Here is a 14,431-nt window from a genome sequence, read left to right as displayed (position 1 = left end):
TGACGCTGCAGGTGATGACTGTTCACGACCTGTTCTCTGACAGACAAGCCAGCAGAAATTCCCTCGGGCTGGCAGAATTGTTTCTTTTTGCCCTGTCCGGCCGCTGCCGGCCCCGCCCCAGGAATGCCCCCATGCTCATGACCACTGCCCACCTGATCGCCAACCCTTGCGACGACGAAGAAGACAACATGGCCATGCTCTGCTGCCACAGCAGCCAGGGCGAGATGTTCCTGATGAGCCGCTACCCGGACGAGGACGAGCTGGAAATCACCCTCGACGGCGAGCCCTCGACCCTCGATGGCGTCAAGGTCACCCTGAGCCCGACCACCCTGCTGATCGAAATCGCCGCGGCCGACGCCGACGCCCTGAACGGTTCCGACCACCTGGAAATCCGCCACAGCACCGCCGCCTCGGACCTGGCCGAAGTGGAACTGACCCTGCAGAACATCCTCAAGGGCACCGGCACCTACATCAGCCAACTGCCCTGACCCGCCGTCGAACCTGCGGCGCCCTCCAGATCCCCGCGTCTCCTACGGAGCCGTTCGCAGCCTGCGGCAGCGGCTACAACAGCCGCACATCCTGGCAACGCCTGTAGCCGCTGCCGAGCCTGTGGCGAGGCTGCGAAAAGGTCCGCAGGACCTTGCCTGACGGCCTCCCGCCAAACCTCGGCGGCGCTCCAGATCCCCACGTCTCCTGCGGAGCCGTTCGCAGCCTGGGGCAGCGGCTACAACAGCCGCACGATCCTGGCAATGCCTGTAGCCGCTGCCGAGCCTGTGGCGAGGCTGCGAAAAGGTCCGCAGGACCTTGCCTGACGGCCTCCCGCCAAACCTCGGTGGCGCTCCAGATCCCCGCGTCTCCTGCGGAGCCGTGCGCAGCCTGCGGCAGCGGCTACAACAGCCGCACATCCTGGCAACGCCTGTAGCCGCTGCCGAGCCTGTGGCGAGGCTGCGAAAAGGTCCGCAGGACCTTGCCTGACGGCCTCCCGCCAAACCTCGGTGGCCCTCCAGATCCCCGCGTCTCCTGCGGAGCCGTGCGCAGCCTGCGGCAGCGGCTACAACAGCCGCACATCCTGGCAACGCCTGTAGCCGCTGCCGAGCCTGTGGCGAGGCTGCGAAAAGGTCCGCAGGACCTTGCCTGACGGCCTCCCGCCAAACCTCGGTGGCCCTCCAGATCCCCGCGTCTCCTGCGGAGCCGTGCGCAGCCTGCGGCAGCGGCTACAACAGCCGCACATCCTGGCAACGCCTGTAGCCGCTGCCGAGCCTGTGGCGAGGCTGCGAAAAGGTCCACAGGACCTTGCCTGACGGCCTCCCGCCAAACCTCGGTGGCCCTCCAGATCCCCGCGTCTCCTGCGTCGGTATGCCGCCCAAACCGTTCGCAGCCTGCGGCAGCGGCTACAGGAACCGCCTGCGGGAATCGGTGGGTGGCGGTGTTTTTTTTTCGACTAATTGGCTAAATCAGGTTTTCCCCGTTAGTCGCCGACCCCCGCTATGGATTAAAGTATCGCCCCCAGCCCCGACGTTAGTTCAACGCCCGGGGCGCACCCTCTCCAGGAACAGTCACCGATGGAACATCGTGAAGCGCTATTGGCGCTGCGAACCTTTCTTTCAACGCAGATTCTCGGCCAGGAAAAACTCATCGAGCGCTTGCTCATCGCCCTGCTCGCCGACGGCCACATGCTGGTCGAAGGCGCTCCAGGACTGGCCAAGACCAAGGCCATCAAAGAGTTGGCCGAAGGCATTGAAGCGCAATTCCATCGGATTCAGTTCACCCCCGACCTGCTGCCCGCCGACATCACCGGCACCGAGATCTATCGCCCGGAAACCGGCAGCTTCGTGTTCCAGCAAGGCCCGATCTTCCACAACCTGGTGCTGGCCGACGAAATCAACCGTGCCCCGGCCAAGGTCCAGTCGGCGCTGCTGGAGGCCATGGCCGAGCGTCAGGTCAGCGTCGGGCGCAGCACCTATGAACTGTCGCCCCTGTTCCTGGTGATGGCGACCCAGAACCCCATCGAGCAGGAAGGCACCTATCCCCTGCCCGAAGCCCAGCTCGATCGTTTCCTGATGCATGTCAAGATCGGCTTCCCGGACGCCGCCGTGGAACGCCGCATTCTCCAGCAGGCCCGCGGCGAAGCCTTGAATGGCGAAACCAAGCCCGAGCGTCGGGTCAGCCAGCAGGCGATCTTCGCCGCGCGCAAGGAAATCCTCGGCCTGTACATGGCCGACGCGGTGGAGGAATACCTGGTGCAACTGGTGATGGCCACCCGCACCCCGGCCAAGTTCGACCCGGAAATGGCCGAGTGGATCGCCTACGGTGCCAGCCCCCGCGGCTCCATCGCCCTGGACCGCTGCGCCCGGGCCCACGCCTGGCTCGCCGGGCGCGATTTCGTCAGCCCGGAAGACATCCAGGCGGTGCTGTTCGACGTGCTGCGCCACCGCATCATTCTGTCCTTCGAGGCTGAAGCGGCAGGCATCGACCAGGACCGTGTGGTACAGCGCATCCTCGACGTCGTTGCCGTCGCCTGATCTCCATGACTCAAGCCATCGCCGAACCCGGCATTCGCATCACCCTCGGCGAGCTGATCGAGATGCGCCATCGCGTGCGCGAGGTGCAGCTGTTCTCCACCCCCAGCCAGCGCAGCCCGCTGATCGGCTTGCATCACTCCAAGCTGCGCGGACGCGGTGTGGACTTCGATCAGGTGCGGGTCTATCAGGCCGGCGACGACGTGCGCACCATCGACTGGCGGGTCACCGCCCGTACCCAGGAACCCCACACCAAGCTGTTCCACGAGGAGCGCGAGCGGCCGATCTTCATCATGGTCGAGCAAAGCCGCCAGCTGTTCTTCGGCTCCGGGCTGATGTTCAAGTCGGTGCTCGCCGCCCAGGCCGCGAGCCTGATCGGCTGGGCCGCCCTGGGTCATAACGACCGGGTCGGCGGCCTGGTCTACGGCGACGACGAGCACTACGAGATCAAACCGCGACGCAGCAAGCAAAGCCTGTTGCAATTGCTCAACCGCCTGGTGCGGGTCAACCAGTCGCTGCACAGCGAAGCCCAGCCCCAGCGTGATGCCCTGGGCACCGCGCTGCTGCGCGGCCGTGAAGTGCTGCGCCCCGGCAGCCTGGTGATCGTGATCTGCGACGAGCGCGCCTTGAGCGACGCCGCCGAGCAACAGCTGAGCCTGCTGTCGCGGCACTGCGACCTGCTGCTGATGCCGCTGTCCGACCCCCTGGACCATGCCCTGCCCGCCGCCGGGCTGTTGCGCTTTGCCGAGCGCGGCGCGCAGTTGGAACTGGACACCCTGAACTACGAACTGCGCCAGGCCTACCGGGCCCAGAGTGAAGCGCGCATCGCCCGCTGGGAACGCCTGGCGCAAAAACTGCGGGTGCTGCTGATGCCCCTGAGCACCCAGAGCGAAATGGTCGAGCAGTTGCGCGAGTACCTCAATCCGCAGCGCCCGGGAGCCGGCCGATGAGCAGCCTGGAACAACTGCAACCGCTGCTGCCGCCGCCCGAAATCGGCCTGTGGCCGCCAGCACCAGGCTGGTGGCTGCTGGCGTTGCTACTGCCGGTGCTCGGCTTCGCGGCCTGGCGTTGGCGTCATCTGTGGCCACGCAAAGCTGCGCGCGCGCGCAGCGAACAGCCCCTGGACCCGGTGCGCCTGGCCGCCCTGGCGGAACTGGCGCTGCTGCCCAAGCCCTATGACGGCGCCCCGGCCGGCGCCTGGCTGCAGGCCCTCAACGCCCTGCTCAAGCGTCTGTGCCGCAACCACTATCCCTACAGCCAGAGCCACACCCTCAATGGCCGCAAATGGCTGGCGTTTCTCGACAACCGCTGTCCGGCCGCCGGTCTGACCCGCTGGATGGTGCTGGTGGAAGGCGCCTACAAACCCGAGTGCAAGCTCGACGACAAAGCCATCGCCGGCCTGACCCAGGCGGTGGACACCTGGATTCGCAAGCATGTTTGAGTTCGCCTGGCCGTGGATCTTCGCCCTGCTGCCGCTGCCCTGGCTGCTGCGCCTGGTGCTGCCGGTGGCCGACAGCGGCGAGCCGGCGCTGAAAGTGAGTTTCCTCAGTGACCTGGAAGGCCTGTCCAAGCGCCGGGCCCGGGCCCACCTGCCGGCCTGGCGCCAGCAGGCCCGCTTCATCCTGCTCTGGGTCCTGCTGCTGTTGGCCGCGGCACGCCCGCAATGGCTGGGGGAACCGCTGCCGGTGGCTGCCAGCGGCCGCGATCTGCTGGTGGCGGTGGACGTCTCCGGTTCCATGGACTTTCCCGACATGCAATGGCAGGACGAAGACGTCAGCCGCCTGAGCCTGGTCAAGCACCTGCTGGGGGACTTTCTCGAACACCGCGAGGGCGACCGGGTCGGCCTGATCCTGTTCGGCAGCAAGGCCTATCTGCAGGCGCCCCTGACCTTCGACCGGCGCACGGTGCGGATCTGGCTGGATGAAGCGAAGATCGGCATCGCCGGCAAGAACACCGCCATTGGCGACGCTATCGGCCTGGCCCTCAAACGTCTGCGCCAGCGCCCGGCGCAGAGCCGGGTGCTGATCCTGGTCACCGACGGCGCCAATAACGGCGGCGAAATCCCGCCCATTACCGCTGCACGCCTGGCCGCCGAGGAAGGGGTGAAAATCTATCCCATCGGCATCGGGGCCGACCCGGACCAGGGCGCGACCCTCGGCCTGCTGGGGCTCAACCCGAGCCTGGACCTGGACGAGCCGGCCCTCAAGGAACTGGCCGAAGTCACCGGCGGGCGCTACTTCCGTGCCCGTGACGGTCAGGAGCTGCAAGCCATCAAGGACACCCTCGACCAACTGGAGCCGGTGGCCCAGCAACCGACCCAGGCCCGCCCGGCCCAGGCCCTGTACCACTGCCCCCTGGCCACGGCGCTGCTGCTCAGCGTGCTGCTGGTGCTGCGCGAACGCTGGCCGCACAACCCGCTGCAGCGCTTCTTCAGCGAGTCGAACTTCCTGCTGCCGGCCCATGACTGGCGCCAGCGGCTCAAGCGCCTGCGCTTGCGGAGGCGTCGATGATCAGTCTCTGGCCCCACTGGTTCCGACCCGGATGGTTGCTGGTGCTGCCACTGCTGGCGCTGCTGCTGTGGAAACTCTGGCACCGGCAGAAGCGCGCCGGACGCTGGCAGATGATCCTGCCACCGGCCTTTCACGCCGCCCTGCTCAGCGGTGGCAACGGCCGCGAAAGCAAACTGCCCTGGGTGGCCCTGGGCCTGGCCTGGCTGCTGGCGGTGCTGGCCCTGCTGGGCCCGAGCTGGCAGCGGGTGGAACAGACCAGCCAGAAACCCGCCGACCCGCTGGTGGTGCTGCTGGAGCTGACCCCGCAAATGCTCGCCAGCGACGTGCCGCCCAACCGCCTGGAACAGGCCCGGCACAAACTGCTGGACCTGCTGCAATTGCGCAGCGACGCCCAGACCGCGATCGTCGTCTACGCCGGCAGCGCCCACACCCTGGTGCCGCTGTCCGATGATCTGGCCACCAGCCGCAACCTGCTGGACGCCCTCAAGCCATCGATCATGCCCCAGGCCGGGCAGCGCGCCGACCTGGCCCTGCTCAAGGCCCTCAAGCTGCTGGACCAGGGCGCCCTGGGCCAGGGCCGGGTGTTGCTGATGGCCTCCTCCCTCAGCGAACAGGAACGCCAGGGCATCCGCCAGGCGCTTGACGGCGGAACACCGCAATTGCTGATGCTCGGCCTAGGCAGCCGCGACGGTGCCCCGGTGGCCCTGGAAGACGGCAGCTACCTCAAGGACGACCTGGGGGCGATCCTGGTATCGCGCCTGGACAGCCCGGACCTCAAGCAGTTCATTGGCGAAGTGGGCGGCCGCTACCGTCAGGCGCGCCTGGACGACAGCGACCTCAAGGGCTTGGGTCTGACGGGCGGGCCGCAAGGCGTGCGCAGCGACGGCCAGACCCTGCGTCTGGACACCTGGGCCGACCAGGGCTATTGGCTGTTGCTGCCCCTGTTGCTGCTGGCGGCCTGCGCCGGACGCCGGGGCTGGCTGTTCTGCCTGCCGCTGCTGCTACTGGCCGCGCCGCAACCCAGCTACGCCTTCGACTTCAACGACCTGTGGCTGCGCCCCGACCAGCAAGGCCAGCGCCTGCTGCAACAGCAGCGCCCGGCCGAGGCTGCACGACACTTCCAGGACCCGCAATGGCAAGGCGTGGCCTTGTACGAGGCCGGCAACTACAATGCCGCCGCCGAGCGCTTTGCCGAAGGCAACGACGCCCGCGCCCACTACAATCGCGGCAATGCCCTGGCGCGCAGTGGTGAGCTGGAAGCCGCCATCGACGCCTACGAACAGGCCCTGGAACAACAGCCCGAGCTGCAGCCGGCGCTACACAACAAGGCCCTGGTGGAAAGCCTGTTGCAACAGCAGCAAGCCACCCCGCCAACACCGCCGCAGCAGCCGGAAAACCCCGACAGCGACGACAGCAATACCCCCGGACCCAGCGCGACGGCCACCCAGCCGGCCACCGCCAGCGAACCCCCGGACAACCCCGGGCAGCCTGCGGCCAACGAGGGCCAGGCCACAGCGCCCGACCCGCAGCGCAACGGCTACAGTGAGGTGCCCGGCAGTGAGCTGGACGACCAGCACACCACCACGCCCCTGCGTCCGGCCCAGGACAGCCTGGACGCCGAACACCAGCAGGCACTGGAGCAATGGCTGCGCAAGATCCCGGACGACCCGGGAGAACTGCTGAGGCGTAAATTCTGGTACGAACAGCAACAACATCAGGATCAGGGAAAACTTCGATGACCCGCTGCACCGCCCTTCTGCTCGCCCTCGCGCTCTGGACCTCGGCGTCCCAGGCTGCCGGGCTGCTCGCCAGCCTGGACCGCAACCAGGTGAACTCCGGCGAGACTGTCGAGCTGACCCTGGAGTCCACCGACGTCACCCAGTTCGGCAAGCCCGACCTGACGTCCCTGGACAGTCAGTTCGAAGTGCGCGGTACGCGCCAGGTCAACCAGCTCAACAGCCTTGGCGACAGCCACGCCAGCACCCGCTGGATCGTCACCTTGCTGCCGCGCCACACCGGCACCCTGGAAATCGTCCCGCTGCAACTGGGCAACCTGCAGAGCCAGGCCCTGACCCTGCAAGTCAACGCCAGCCCGGTGCAGGATCAGGACAGCCGCCTGGAACCGGTGTTCATCCACGCCGAACTCGATCAGCCCAAGGTCTATGTCCAGGCCCAGGCCCTGCTGACCCTGCACATCTACCATTCCGTGCCGCTGTTCGACGACAGCAGCCTGAGCCCGTTGCAACTGAGCGATGCCCGGATCGAGCAACTGGGAGAGCCGCGCACCTACGAAAAACTCATCAATGGCGTGCGCCATGGCGTGATCGAGATGCGCTACGCCGTCTATCCCCAGCGCAGCGGCGAACTGCTGATCCCGGCGCTGACCTTCACCGCCACCCCGGCCAACCCGAGCACCGGTCAGGAGCCGGCGTCCCAGGCACCCAAGCCCGGCAAACTGATCCACGTCAGCTCCGCCGAACTGAGCCTGCAGGTGCTGGCCAAGCCTGCCGCCTACCCCGCCGATGTCCCCTGGCTGCCGGCCCGCAGCCTGAGCCTGAGTGAAAGCTGGAGCCCGGAACCCGATCACCCGCAGGTCGGCGATTCCCTGACTCGCAGCCTGACCCTGAGTACCGAGGGCTTGTCCAGCGCCCAACTGCCCCCACTGCCCCAGGCCGAGATCAATGGCCTGCGCAGCTACCCGGACCAGCCGCAACTGAGCAACCAGCACATCGAGCACGGCCTGCTGGGGATTCGCGAAGAGCGCCAGGCCCTGGTGCCGACCCGCACCGGCGACCTCGAACTGCCGGCCCTGGAGATCACTTGGTGGAACACCCTGGAAGATCGCCTGGAACAGACCAGCCTGCCGGCGCGAACCCTGCAAGTGGCGAACAACCCCAGCCTGGTGGTGGACACCCCGGCGGGCAACGCGCCGATCAGCGTCGACGGCGGCAACCTGTGGCTGTGGCAACTGAGCACCCTGCTGCTGGCCTGCACCACCCTGCTGGGCTTTGGCCTGTGGTGGCGTGCGCGATCGCAACCGGCGGTGCTGCGGGCGGCCCAGACCGGCCCCAGCCCACGCTCGCTGCTGGACGACCTCAAGCGCGCCTGCCAGGCCAACGACCCCCAGGCCACCCGCCAGGCCCTGGACGCCTGGGCGCGCCAGCAACCGGAAACCCTGGCCGACATGGCCGCGCGTTTCATCCCCCTGTCCGATGCCCTGGATGGCCTCAACGGCGCCCTCTACAGCGAGACCGGCCAATATTGGCAAGGTGAGGAACTCTGGCGAGCGATCCGCGCCATCCCCATCAACGAGCGAGTGCAAACCCCAGTGGCGGACACCACCAGCCTGCCGCCGCTGTACCCCAAATAACAGCAGCCGTGCAGCCCCCTGCGGCCTAGGAGCCGGCTTGCCGGCGACGAGGCCGGTAAGTCACGCAGCGCCTGGGCGGGCCCTTTCGCTGGCAAGCCCGCTCCTACAGCCACCTCCCTGGAGCCAAGCCGCTGGGCCAATCGCGCCTGCATTTGCCGCAGCGTCGGGCATAAACACGCGTTTGCCAGTAAACTCTCGACCCTTTCGCCGCGATCATCTTCTGTGCGGCCAGCCTTTTTCATGCGGAGTTTGCCTTGCGTCTGTTTCACACCTCCGACTGGCACCTGGGCCAGAACCTCCACGGCCAGGAGCGCGACTTCGAACATGCCTGCTTTCTGGAGTGGCTGTTGCGCCAGCTCAAGCACGAGCAACCGGACGTGCTGCTGATCGCCGGCGATATCTTCGATACCGTCAACCCGCCGGTCAAAGCCCAGGAACGCCTCTACGACTTCATCGTCAGCGCCCACGAACAGCAGCCGGCCCTGACCATCGTGATGATCGCCGGCAACCACGATTCCGGTTCGCGTATCGAACTGCCCGCCCCCTTGATGCGCAGCCTGCGCACCCACGCCCTGGGCCGGGTGCTGTGGCTGGATGACGGCCAGCTGGACGCCGAGCGCCTGCTGCTGCCCCTGCCCGACGCCAGCGGCGCAATTGTCGGCTGGTGCCTGGCCCTGCCCTTCCTGCGTCCGGCGGAAGTCACCGGCCCGCAGCTGGGAGACGACTACCTCAAGGGCATCGCCCAGGTCCATGAATGGCTGATCGCCGCGGCCAATGCCAAGCGCCAGCCGGGCCAGGCCCTGATCGCCGTGAGCCATGCGCACATGGCCGGTGGCTCGGTGTCCGAAGATTCCGAGCGCAGCCTGATCATCGGCAATGCCGAGGCGCTGCCCGCCAGCCTGTTCGGCGCGGACGTCAGCTACGTGGCCCTGGGGCACCTGCACAAGCCGCAGAAGGTCAATGGCGAGGAGCGCATCCGCTACAGCGGCTCGCCGATTCCCCTATCGTTTTCCGAAATCGACTACCCGCACCAGATCCTCGATGTGCGCCTGGACGGCCAGACCCTAGTCAGCGTCGAACCGCGGCTGATTCCCCGGGCGGTCAACCTGCAACGCCTGGGCCCGGCGCCCCTGGGGGAGATCCTGACCCAGCTCGGCGAGCTGCCGGACATCGACCTGTTGGCCGAAGAACAGCGCCAGCCCTGGCTGGAAGTGCGGGTGCGCCTGGACGAACCGCAACCGGACCTGCGCCAGCAAGTGGAAAGCGCCCTGCAAGGCAAGGCCGTGCGTCTGGTACGGATTGCCGCCGAATACGCCGGTAACGGCGGCCGCGACGCTGAAGACAGCGGCGCCGAGCTGATCGAACTGGATCAACTGAGCCCCGAAGAACTGTTCCGCCGGGCCTGGCGCGACGCCTACGCCAATGAAGTGGACGACGCCACCCTCAAGGATTTCGCCCTGCTGTTGCAGGACGTTCAGCAAGAAGGTGAACAGCCATGAAGATCCTGGCCATCCGCCTGAAGAACCTGGCCTCCCTGGCCGGCCCGTTCGAGATCGATTTCACCGCCGAGCCCCTGGCCAGCGCCGGCCTGTTCGCCATTACCGGGCCCACCGGTGCCGGCAAAAGCACCCTGCTGGACGCCCTGTGCCTGGCGTTGTTCGGCGCGGTGCCGCGGCTGAACAAGATCGCCAAGGAAAACAAGGTTCCCGAGGTCGACAGCGATATCTCCACCGGCGACCCACGCACCCTACTGCGCCGTGGCACCGGCAGCGGGTTCGCCGAAGTGGACTTTGTCGGCATCGACCGGCGCCGCTACCGCGCCCGCTGGGAAGCCAACCGCGCCCGCGACAAGGCCAACGGCAAGCTGCAAGCCAGCCGGCAGAGCCTCACCGACCTGGACAGCAATCAATTGCTGGCCAGTAGCAAGCGCGACTACGAACAGCTGATCGAATCCAAGCTGGGCCTCAACTTCGAGCAATTCACCCGCGCCGTGATGCTGGCCCAGAGCGAGTTCAGCGCCTTTCTCAAGGCCGACGACAAGGAACGCAGCGAGCTGCTGGAAAAGCTCACCAACACTGCGATCTACAGCCAGCTGGGGCGCCGGGCCTACAGCAAGAGCAAGGAAGCCGACGAGGCCCACAAGGCGCTCCAGGCCCAGGCCAGCGGCATCGTCCCCCTGGACCCCGAGGCCCGGGCCGAACTGGATCAGCAGTTCAACGACGCCCAGCAACAGCTCAAGACCCAGCAGGCCCAGCTCAAGCAGCTGGAAGCCCAGCACAGCTGGCTCAAGGAATTGCGCCAATGGCAGGAGGCGCAGCAGGACGCCAGCGAGCAGTTGCAACAGGCCGAGCAGGAGGCTCAGACCCTGGCTCCGCAGCGCCTGCGCCTGCAACGGCTGGAGCAACTGGCGCCGCAGCGTCACCAATTCCTGCGCCAGATCGAGCTGCGCCAAGCCCTGGAGCCCCTGCGCCAACAGATCGAGCAGCAGGCCGCGCAACAGGTTGAGCTGCAACAACGTCACCAACAGCTGCAACAGCACGTGCTCGACGCCGATAGCGCCCTGACCCAGGCCCAGAGCCAGCACAGCGACAGCGTCCCGCTGCTGCGCGAAGCCTTTGCCGAACAGGGCAACATGAGCCGTCTTGGCCAGAGCCTGAGCGACGCCGGCGAAACCCGTGACCGCGCACAAAGCGCCAGTGCCCAAGGCCAGCAAAGCATTGCCGAACTGCTGGAGAAGCAGCGTCTGGTGGGTGAGCGCCTGGAGCGGATCGCCGGGCAGTTGGCGCATAGCGCCGCCCTCGCCCCCTTGAGCGAAGCCTGGACGCTCTACCGCGAACGCCTGCAGCAACTGATGCTGATCGGCAACCGTCTGAATCAGGGCCAGAGCGAACTGCCAGCCCTGGAACAGCGGGCCAGCACCGCGGCTCAGCAACTGGCCGAACAACGTTCCCACCTTGAATTGCTCTACAGCGAAGCCGGTGCCGAACCCCAGGCCGTGGCCGAGCAGATCCAATTGCTGGACGGCCTGCTCAAGGACAACCGCAAGCAACAGCGGGCCACCGAAGAGCTGGCACGGCTCTGGGCCCAGCAACAGGAACTGGACCAGCGCGGCCGGGCCCTGCAAGACAAGCAACAAGCCGTGGCCGCCCAGCGTGAAGCACTGAACCAGGCCGGTCTGCAAGCCAAGGCCGAACTGAGCGTCGCCGAGCAGACCCTGAGCGTCACCCAGGCCCTGCTGGAGCGCCAGCGCCTGGCCCGCAGCGCCAGTGTCGAGGAACTGCGCGAGCAGTTGCAGGACGATCAGCCTTGCCCGGTGTGCGGCAGCGTCGAGCACCCCTATCACCAGCCCGAAGCCCTGCTGCACAGCCTGGGGCGCCATGACGAGAGCGAAGAAGCCAACGCCCGTCAGGCGGTGGACAGGCTCAAGGAACAGCTCAACGAACTGCGGGCCCAGGTCCAGGGCCTGATCGCCCAGCAGAAAGAATTCCTCCAGCAACAGGAACAACTGGCCAACCAGCAACAGGCGCTGGCCCCCAGCCTGCAAGCCCACCCGCAGAGTGCCAGCCTGCTGGACCAGGACCCGGCTCGACGCGATGCCTGGCTACGCCAGCAACTGGAACAGTTGCAACAGAGCATCACCCAGGATGAGAGCCGCCTGGATGCCTTGCTGACCCTGCAAAAGGACGCCACGCGGCTCCAGCAGCAGCTGCAGCAAGCACAAGACGCCAGCCAGCAGGCGGCCCAGCACCTGCACAAGCAGCAGGAGCAATTGGCCGCCGACCAGCAGCGTCTGGAGGAAGAACTGGCCAGCTTCAACAACCTGCTACCGGCCGAGGTGCTCGAAGGCCTGCGCCGTGATCCGGCCAGCACCTTCATGCAACTGGACCAGCAGGTCCTGCAGCGCATCGAACAGCTGCGCGAGCGCCAGGACGAAACCGAAGAACAACAGCAGCGCCAACTGCTGCTGGACAAGGAACAGGACCGCCAACTGACCCGCCAGCAGCAACTGAGCGACGCTCAGCAGCAGCTCGACGCCCTGAGCCAACAGCAGCAGGCCTGCCAGGACCGGCTGGCCGCCCTGCTGGGGTCGCACCCTAGCGCCGAGCTCTGGCAGCAGCAGCTCGATCAAGCCGTGGAACAGGCCCGCAGCGCCCAGGCCAAGGCCCAGCACGAGCAGCACGAGCTGCAGCAGCAACTGATCCAACTGAGCGCCGAACTCAAGGCCCGGCAAGAGCGTCTGCAAGCCCTGGACAGCGAACAGCAGCAACTGGCCGGCAGCATCAAGCAATGGCGCGCCCAGCACCCGGAACTGGATGACGCCGGGCTGCAACAATTGCTGGAACTGGATGAGGACCAGATCCAGCAACTGCGCCAGCGCCTGCAGGCCAACGACAAGGCCATCGAACAAGCCAAGGTCCTGCTCCAGGAGCGCCAGCAACGCCTGCAACAGCACCAGGCCCAGCACAACGGCAACCTGGAGGCCGGGCAACTGGCCCAGGCCCTTGAAGAGCTGCAGCAACAAGCCCTCGCCAGCGAACAGCACGTAGCGGAACTGCGCGCCCGGCAAAGCGAGGACCAGCGCCGCCAGGAAGCCAACCAGGCCCTGAGCCAGCGCATCAACGAGGCCTACCACCAATGGCAGCGCTGGGCCCGCCTGAATGCCCTGATCGGCTCGGCCACCGGCGACACCTTCCGCAAGATCGCCCAGGCCTACAACCTCGACCTGCTGGTGCACCACGCCAACGCCCAGTTGCGCCAGCTGGTGCGGCGCTACCGCCTCAAGCGCGGCGGCAGCATGCTCGGCCTGCTGGTGCTGGACACCGAGATGGGCGACGAACTGCGCTCGGTGCACTCGCTGTCCGGCGGCGAAACCTTCCTGGTGTCCCTGGCCCTGGCCCTGGGGCTGGCGTCCATGGCCTCCAGCACCCTGAAGATCGAATCGCTGTTTATTGACGAAGGTTTTGGCAGCCTCGACCCCGAGTCCCTGCAACTGGCCATGGACGCCCTCGACGGCCTGCAGGCCCAGGGACGCAAAGTGGCGGTGATTTCCCACGTGCAAGAAATGCACGAACGGATTCCGGTGCAGATCCAGGTCAGCCGCCAGGGCAATGGCCTGAGCACCCTGGAGGTGAAATGAGCACGCGGCCGATGCCCGAGGCGACCCTCTACTCGTTCCGCCGCTGCCCCTATGCCATGCGTGCGCGCCTGGCGCTGCGCTATGCCCAGGTGCCGGTGCGGATCGTCGAGGTCAGCCTCAAGGCCAAGCCACCCGAGATGCTCGCGCTGTCGCCCAAGGGCACGGTGCCGGTGCTGGATCTGCATGGGCGGGTGATCGATGAGAGCCTGGAGATCATGCACTGGGCGCTGGAGCAGCATGATCCGGACAACTGGCGGCTCATCGGCGCCCCCGAGGCCCAGACACAGATGGCGGCCTTGATTGCCGAGAATGATCAGGTGTTCAAGGTGCACCTCAATCGCTACAAGTACGCCGAGCGTTATCCCGAAGCGCCCATGGAGCATTACCGGGCCCAGGGCGAGGTGTTTCTGGCGCAGTTGGAGCGCCTGCTGCAGGAGCGACGCTATCTGCTGGCGGCGCATCCGAGCTTGGCGGACATGGCCCTGCTGCCGTTTGTTCGCCAGTTTGCTCATGTGGACCGGGAGTGGTTTGCGCAGACGCCTTATCGTGCGTTGCAGGAGTGGTTGCAGGTGTTTCTTGAATCGGAGTTGTTTGTGGGGGTCATGGCCAAGACTTTGGCGTGAGTTTTTTGTTGTGGGGTTGGGTACATATCCGGGGCTGCGGGTGCGGCGGCTTATGGTTCCGCTTTTACAGCGGGGTTGGGTACATATCCGTTTCTGCGGGTGCGGCCGCTGGCGGTTTCGCTCTTACAGCGAGTTTGGGTACATATCCGTTCTTGCGGGTGCGGCCGCTTACGGTTCCGCTCTTACAGCGGGTTTGGGTACATATCCGTTCTTGCGGGTGCGGCCGCTTACGGTTCCGCTCTTACAGCGGCTCACTTTTGAAGAGCGCAAAT

The 14,431-nt window shown here is 66.6% G+C and carries 10 protein-coding genes; all 10 read left to right on the top strand.

Going from position 1 to position 14,431, the window contains the following annotated elements:
* Positions 1-131 precede the first annotated feature (131 nt).
* The 10 genes from Q8O96_RS30495 (at position 132) to Q8O96_RS30450 (ending at position 14,159) form a co-directional block, all read left to right on the top strand.
* Positions 132-488: a hypothetical protein gene (locus tag Q8O96_RS30495; RefSeq protein ID WP_102863321.1), complete on the top strand. Its 357-nt coding sequence runs from the start codon at positions 132-134 to the stop codon at positions 486-488.
* Positions 489-1,562: 1,074 nt separating this feature from the next.
* On the top strand, positions 1,563-2,522 hold the full coding sequence (locus Q8O96_RS30490; RefSeq protein ID WP_003218556.1) for a MoxR family ATPase: 960 nt from the start codon (positions 1,563-1,565) through the stop codon (positions 2,520-2,522).
* Between the two features lie 5 nt (positions 2,523-2,527).
* The gene (locus tag Q8O96_RS30485; protein WP_102863320.1) at positions 2,528-3,469 is read left to right on the top strand and encodes a DUF58 domain-containing protein; all 942 of its coding nucleotides are present in this window, start codon (positions 2,528-2,530) and stop codon (positions 3,467-3,469) included.
* On the top strand, positions 3,466-3,960 hold the full coding sequence (locus tag Q8O96_RS30480; RefSeq protein ID WP_305950045.1) for a DUF4381 domain-containing protein: 495 nt from the start codon (positions 3,466-3,468) through the stop codon (positions 3,958-3,960). The genes Q8O96_RS30485 and Q8O96_RS30480 overlap by 4 nt, the downstream gene beginning before the upstream one ends.
* Positions 3,953-5,029 (top strand): VWA domain-containing protein, encoded by a 1,077-nt coding sequence (locus Q8O96_RS30475; RefSeq protein WP_305950044.1) that lies wholly within the window; start codon positions 3,953-3,955, stop codon positions 5,027-5,029. The genes Q8O96_RS30480 and Q8O96_RS30475 overlap by 8 nt, the downstream gene beginning before the upstream one ends.
* Positions 5,026-6,768, top strand: coding sequence for a VWA domain-containing protein (locus Q8O96_RS30470; protein WP_102863317.1), 1,743 nt, complete (start codon positions 5,026-5,028; stop codon positions 6,766-6,768). The genes Q8O96_RS30475 and Q8O96_RS30470 overlap by 4 nt, the downstream gene beginning before the upstream one ends.
* Positions 6,765-8,399 carry a BatD family protein gene (locus Q8O96_RS30465; RefSeq protein ID WP_305950043.1) on the top strand — a complete coding sequence of 545 codons (1,635 nt, stop codon included), beginning with the start codon at positions 6,765-6,767 and terminating at the stop codon, positions 8,397-8,399. Before Q8O96_RS30470 ends, Q8O96_RS30465 begins: the two co-directional genes overlap by 4 nt.
* 254 nt (positions 8,400-8,653) lie before the next feature.
* Positions 8,654-9,898, top strand: coding sequence for an exonuclease SbcCD subunit D C-terminal domain-containing protein (locus Q8O96_RS30460; RefSeq protein WP_305950042.1), 1,245 nt, complete (start codon positions 8,654-8,656; stop codon positions 9,896-9,898).
* Positions 9,895-13,536: an AAA family ATPase gene (locus Q8O96_RS30455; protein ID WP_305950041.1), complete on the top strand. Its 3,642-nt coding sequence runs from the start codon at positions 9,895-9,897 to the stop codon at positions 13,534-13,536. The genes Q8O96_RS30460 and Q8O96_RS30455 overlap by 4 nt, the downstream gene beginning before the upstream one ends.
* 11 nt (positions 13,537-13,547) lie before the next feature.
* Complete coding sequence (locus Q8O96_RS30450; protein ID WP_305950053.1) at positions 13,548-14,159, top strand: glutathione S-transferase; 612 nt, start codon at positions 13,548-13,550, stop codon at positions 14,157-14,159.
* Positions 14,160-14,431: the final 272 nt, after the last annotated feature.

This window comes from Pseudomonas sp. LPH60, assembly GCF_030718165.1.
Taxonomy (GTDB): Bacteria; Pseudomonadota; Gammaproteobacteria; order Pseudomonadales; family Pseudomonadaceae; genus Aquipseudomonas; species Aquipseudomonas danubii.
This window is presented reverse-complemented; position numbering and strand designations above follow the sequence as displayed.

Excerpts from the sequence above, each read along its gene's own strand:
- Q8O96_RS30495 (WP_102863321.1), top strand. The coding sequence starts at position 132 with ATGCTCATGACCACTGCCCACCTGATCGCCAACCCTTGCGACGACGAA.
- Q8O96_RS30490 (WP_003218556.1), top strand. The coding sequence starts at position 1,563 with ATGGAACATCGTGAAGCGCTATTGGCGCTGCGAACCTTTCTTTCAACG.
- Q8O96_RS30485 (WP_102863320.1), top strand. The coding sequence starts at position 2,528 with ATGACTCAAGCCATCGCCGAACCCGGCATTCGCATCACCCTCGGCGAG.
- Q8O96_RS30480 (WP_305950045.1), top strand. The coding sequence starts at position 3,466 with ATGAGCAGCCTGGAACAACTGCAACCGCTGCTGCCGCCGCCCGAAATC.
- Q8O96_RS30475 (WP_305950044.1), top strand. The coding sequence starts at position 3,953 with ATGTTTGAGTTCGCCTGGCCGTGGATCTTCGCCCTGCTGCCGCTGCCC.
- Q8O96_RS30470 (WP_102863317.1), top strand. The coding sequence starts at position 5,026 with ATGATCAGTCTCTGGCCCCACTGGTTCCGACCCGGATGGTTGCTGGTG.
- Q8O96_RS30465 (WP_305950043.1), top strand. The coding sequence starts at position 6,765 with ATGACCCGCTGCACCGCCCTTCTGCTCGCCCTCGCGCTCTGGACCTCG.
- Q8O96_RS30455 (WP_305950041.1), top strand. The coding sequence starts at position 9,895 with ATGAAGATCCTGGCCATCCGCCTGAAGAACCTGGCCTCCCTGGCCGGC.
- Q8O96_RS30450 (WP_305950053.1), top strand. The coding sequence starts at position 13,548 with ATGCCCGAGGCGACCCTCTACTCGTTCCGCCGCTGCCCCTATGCCATG.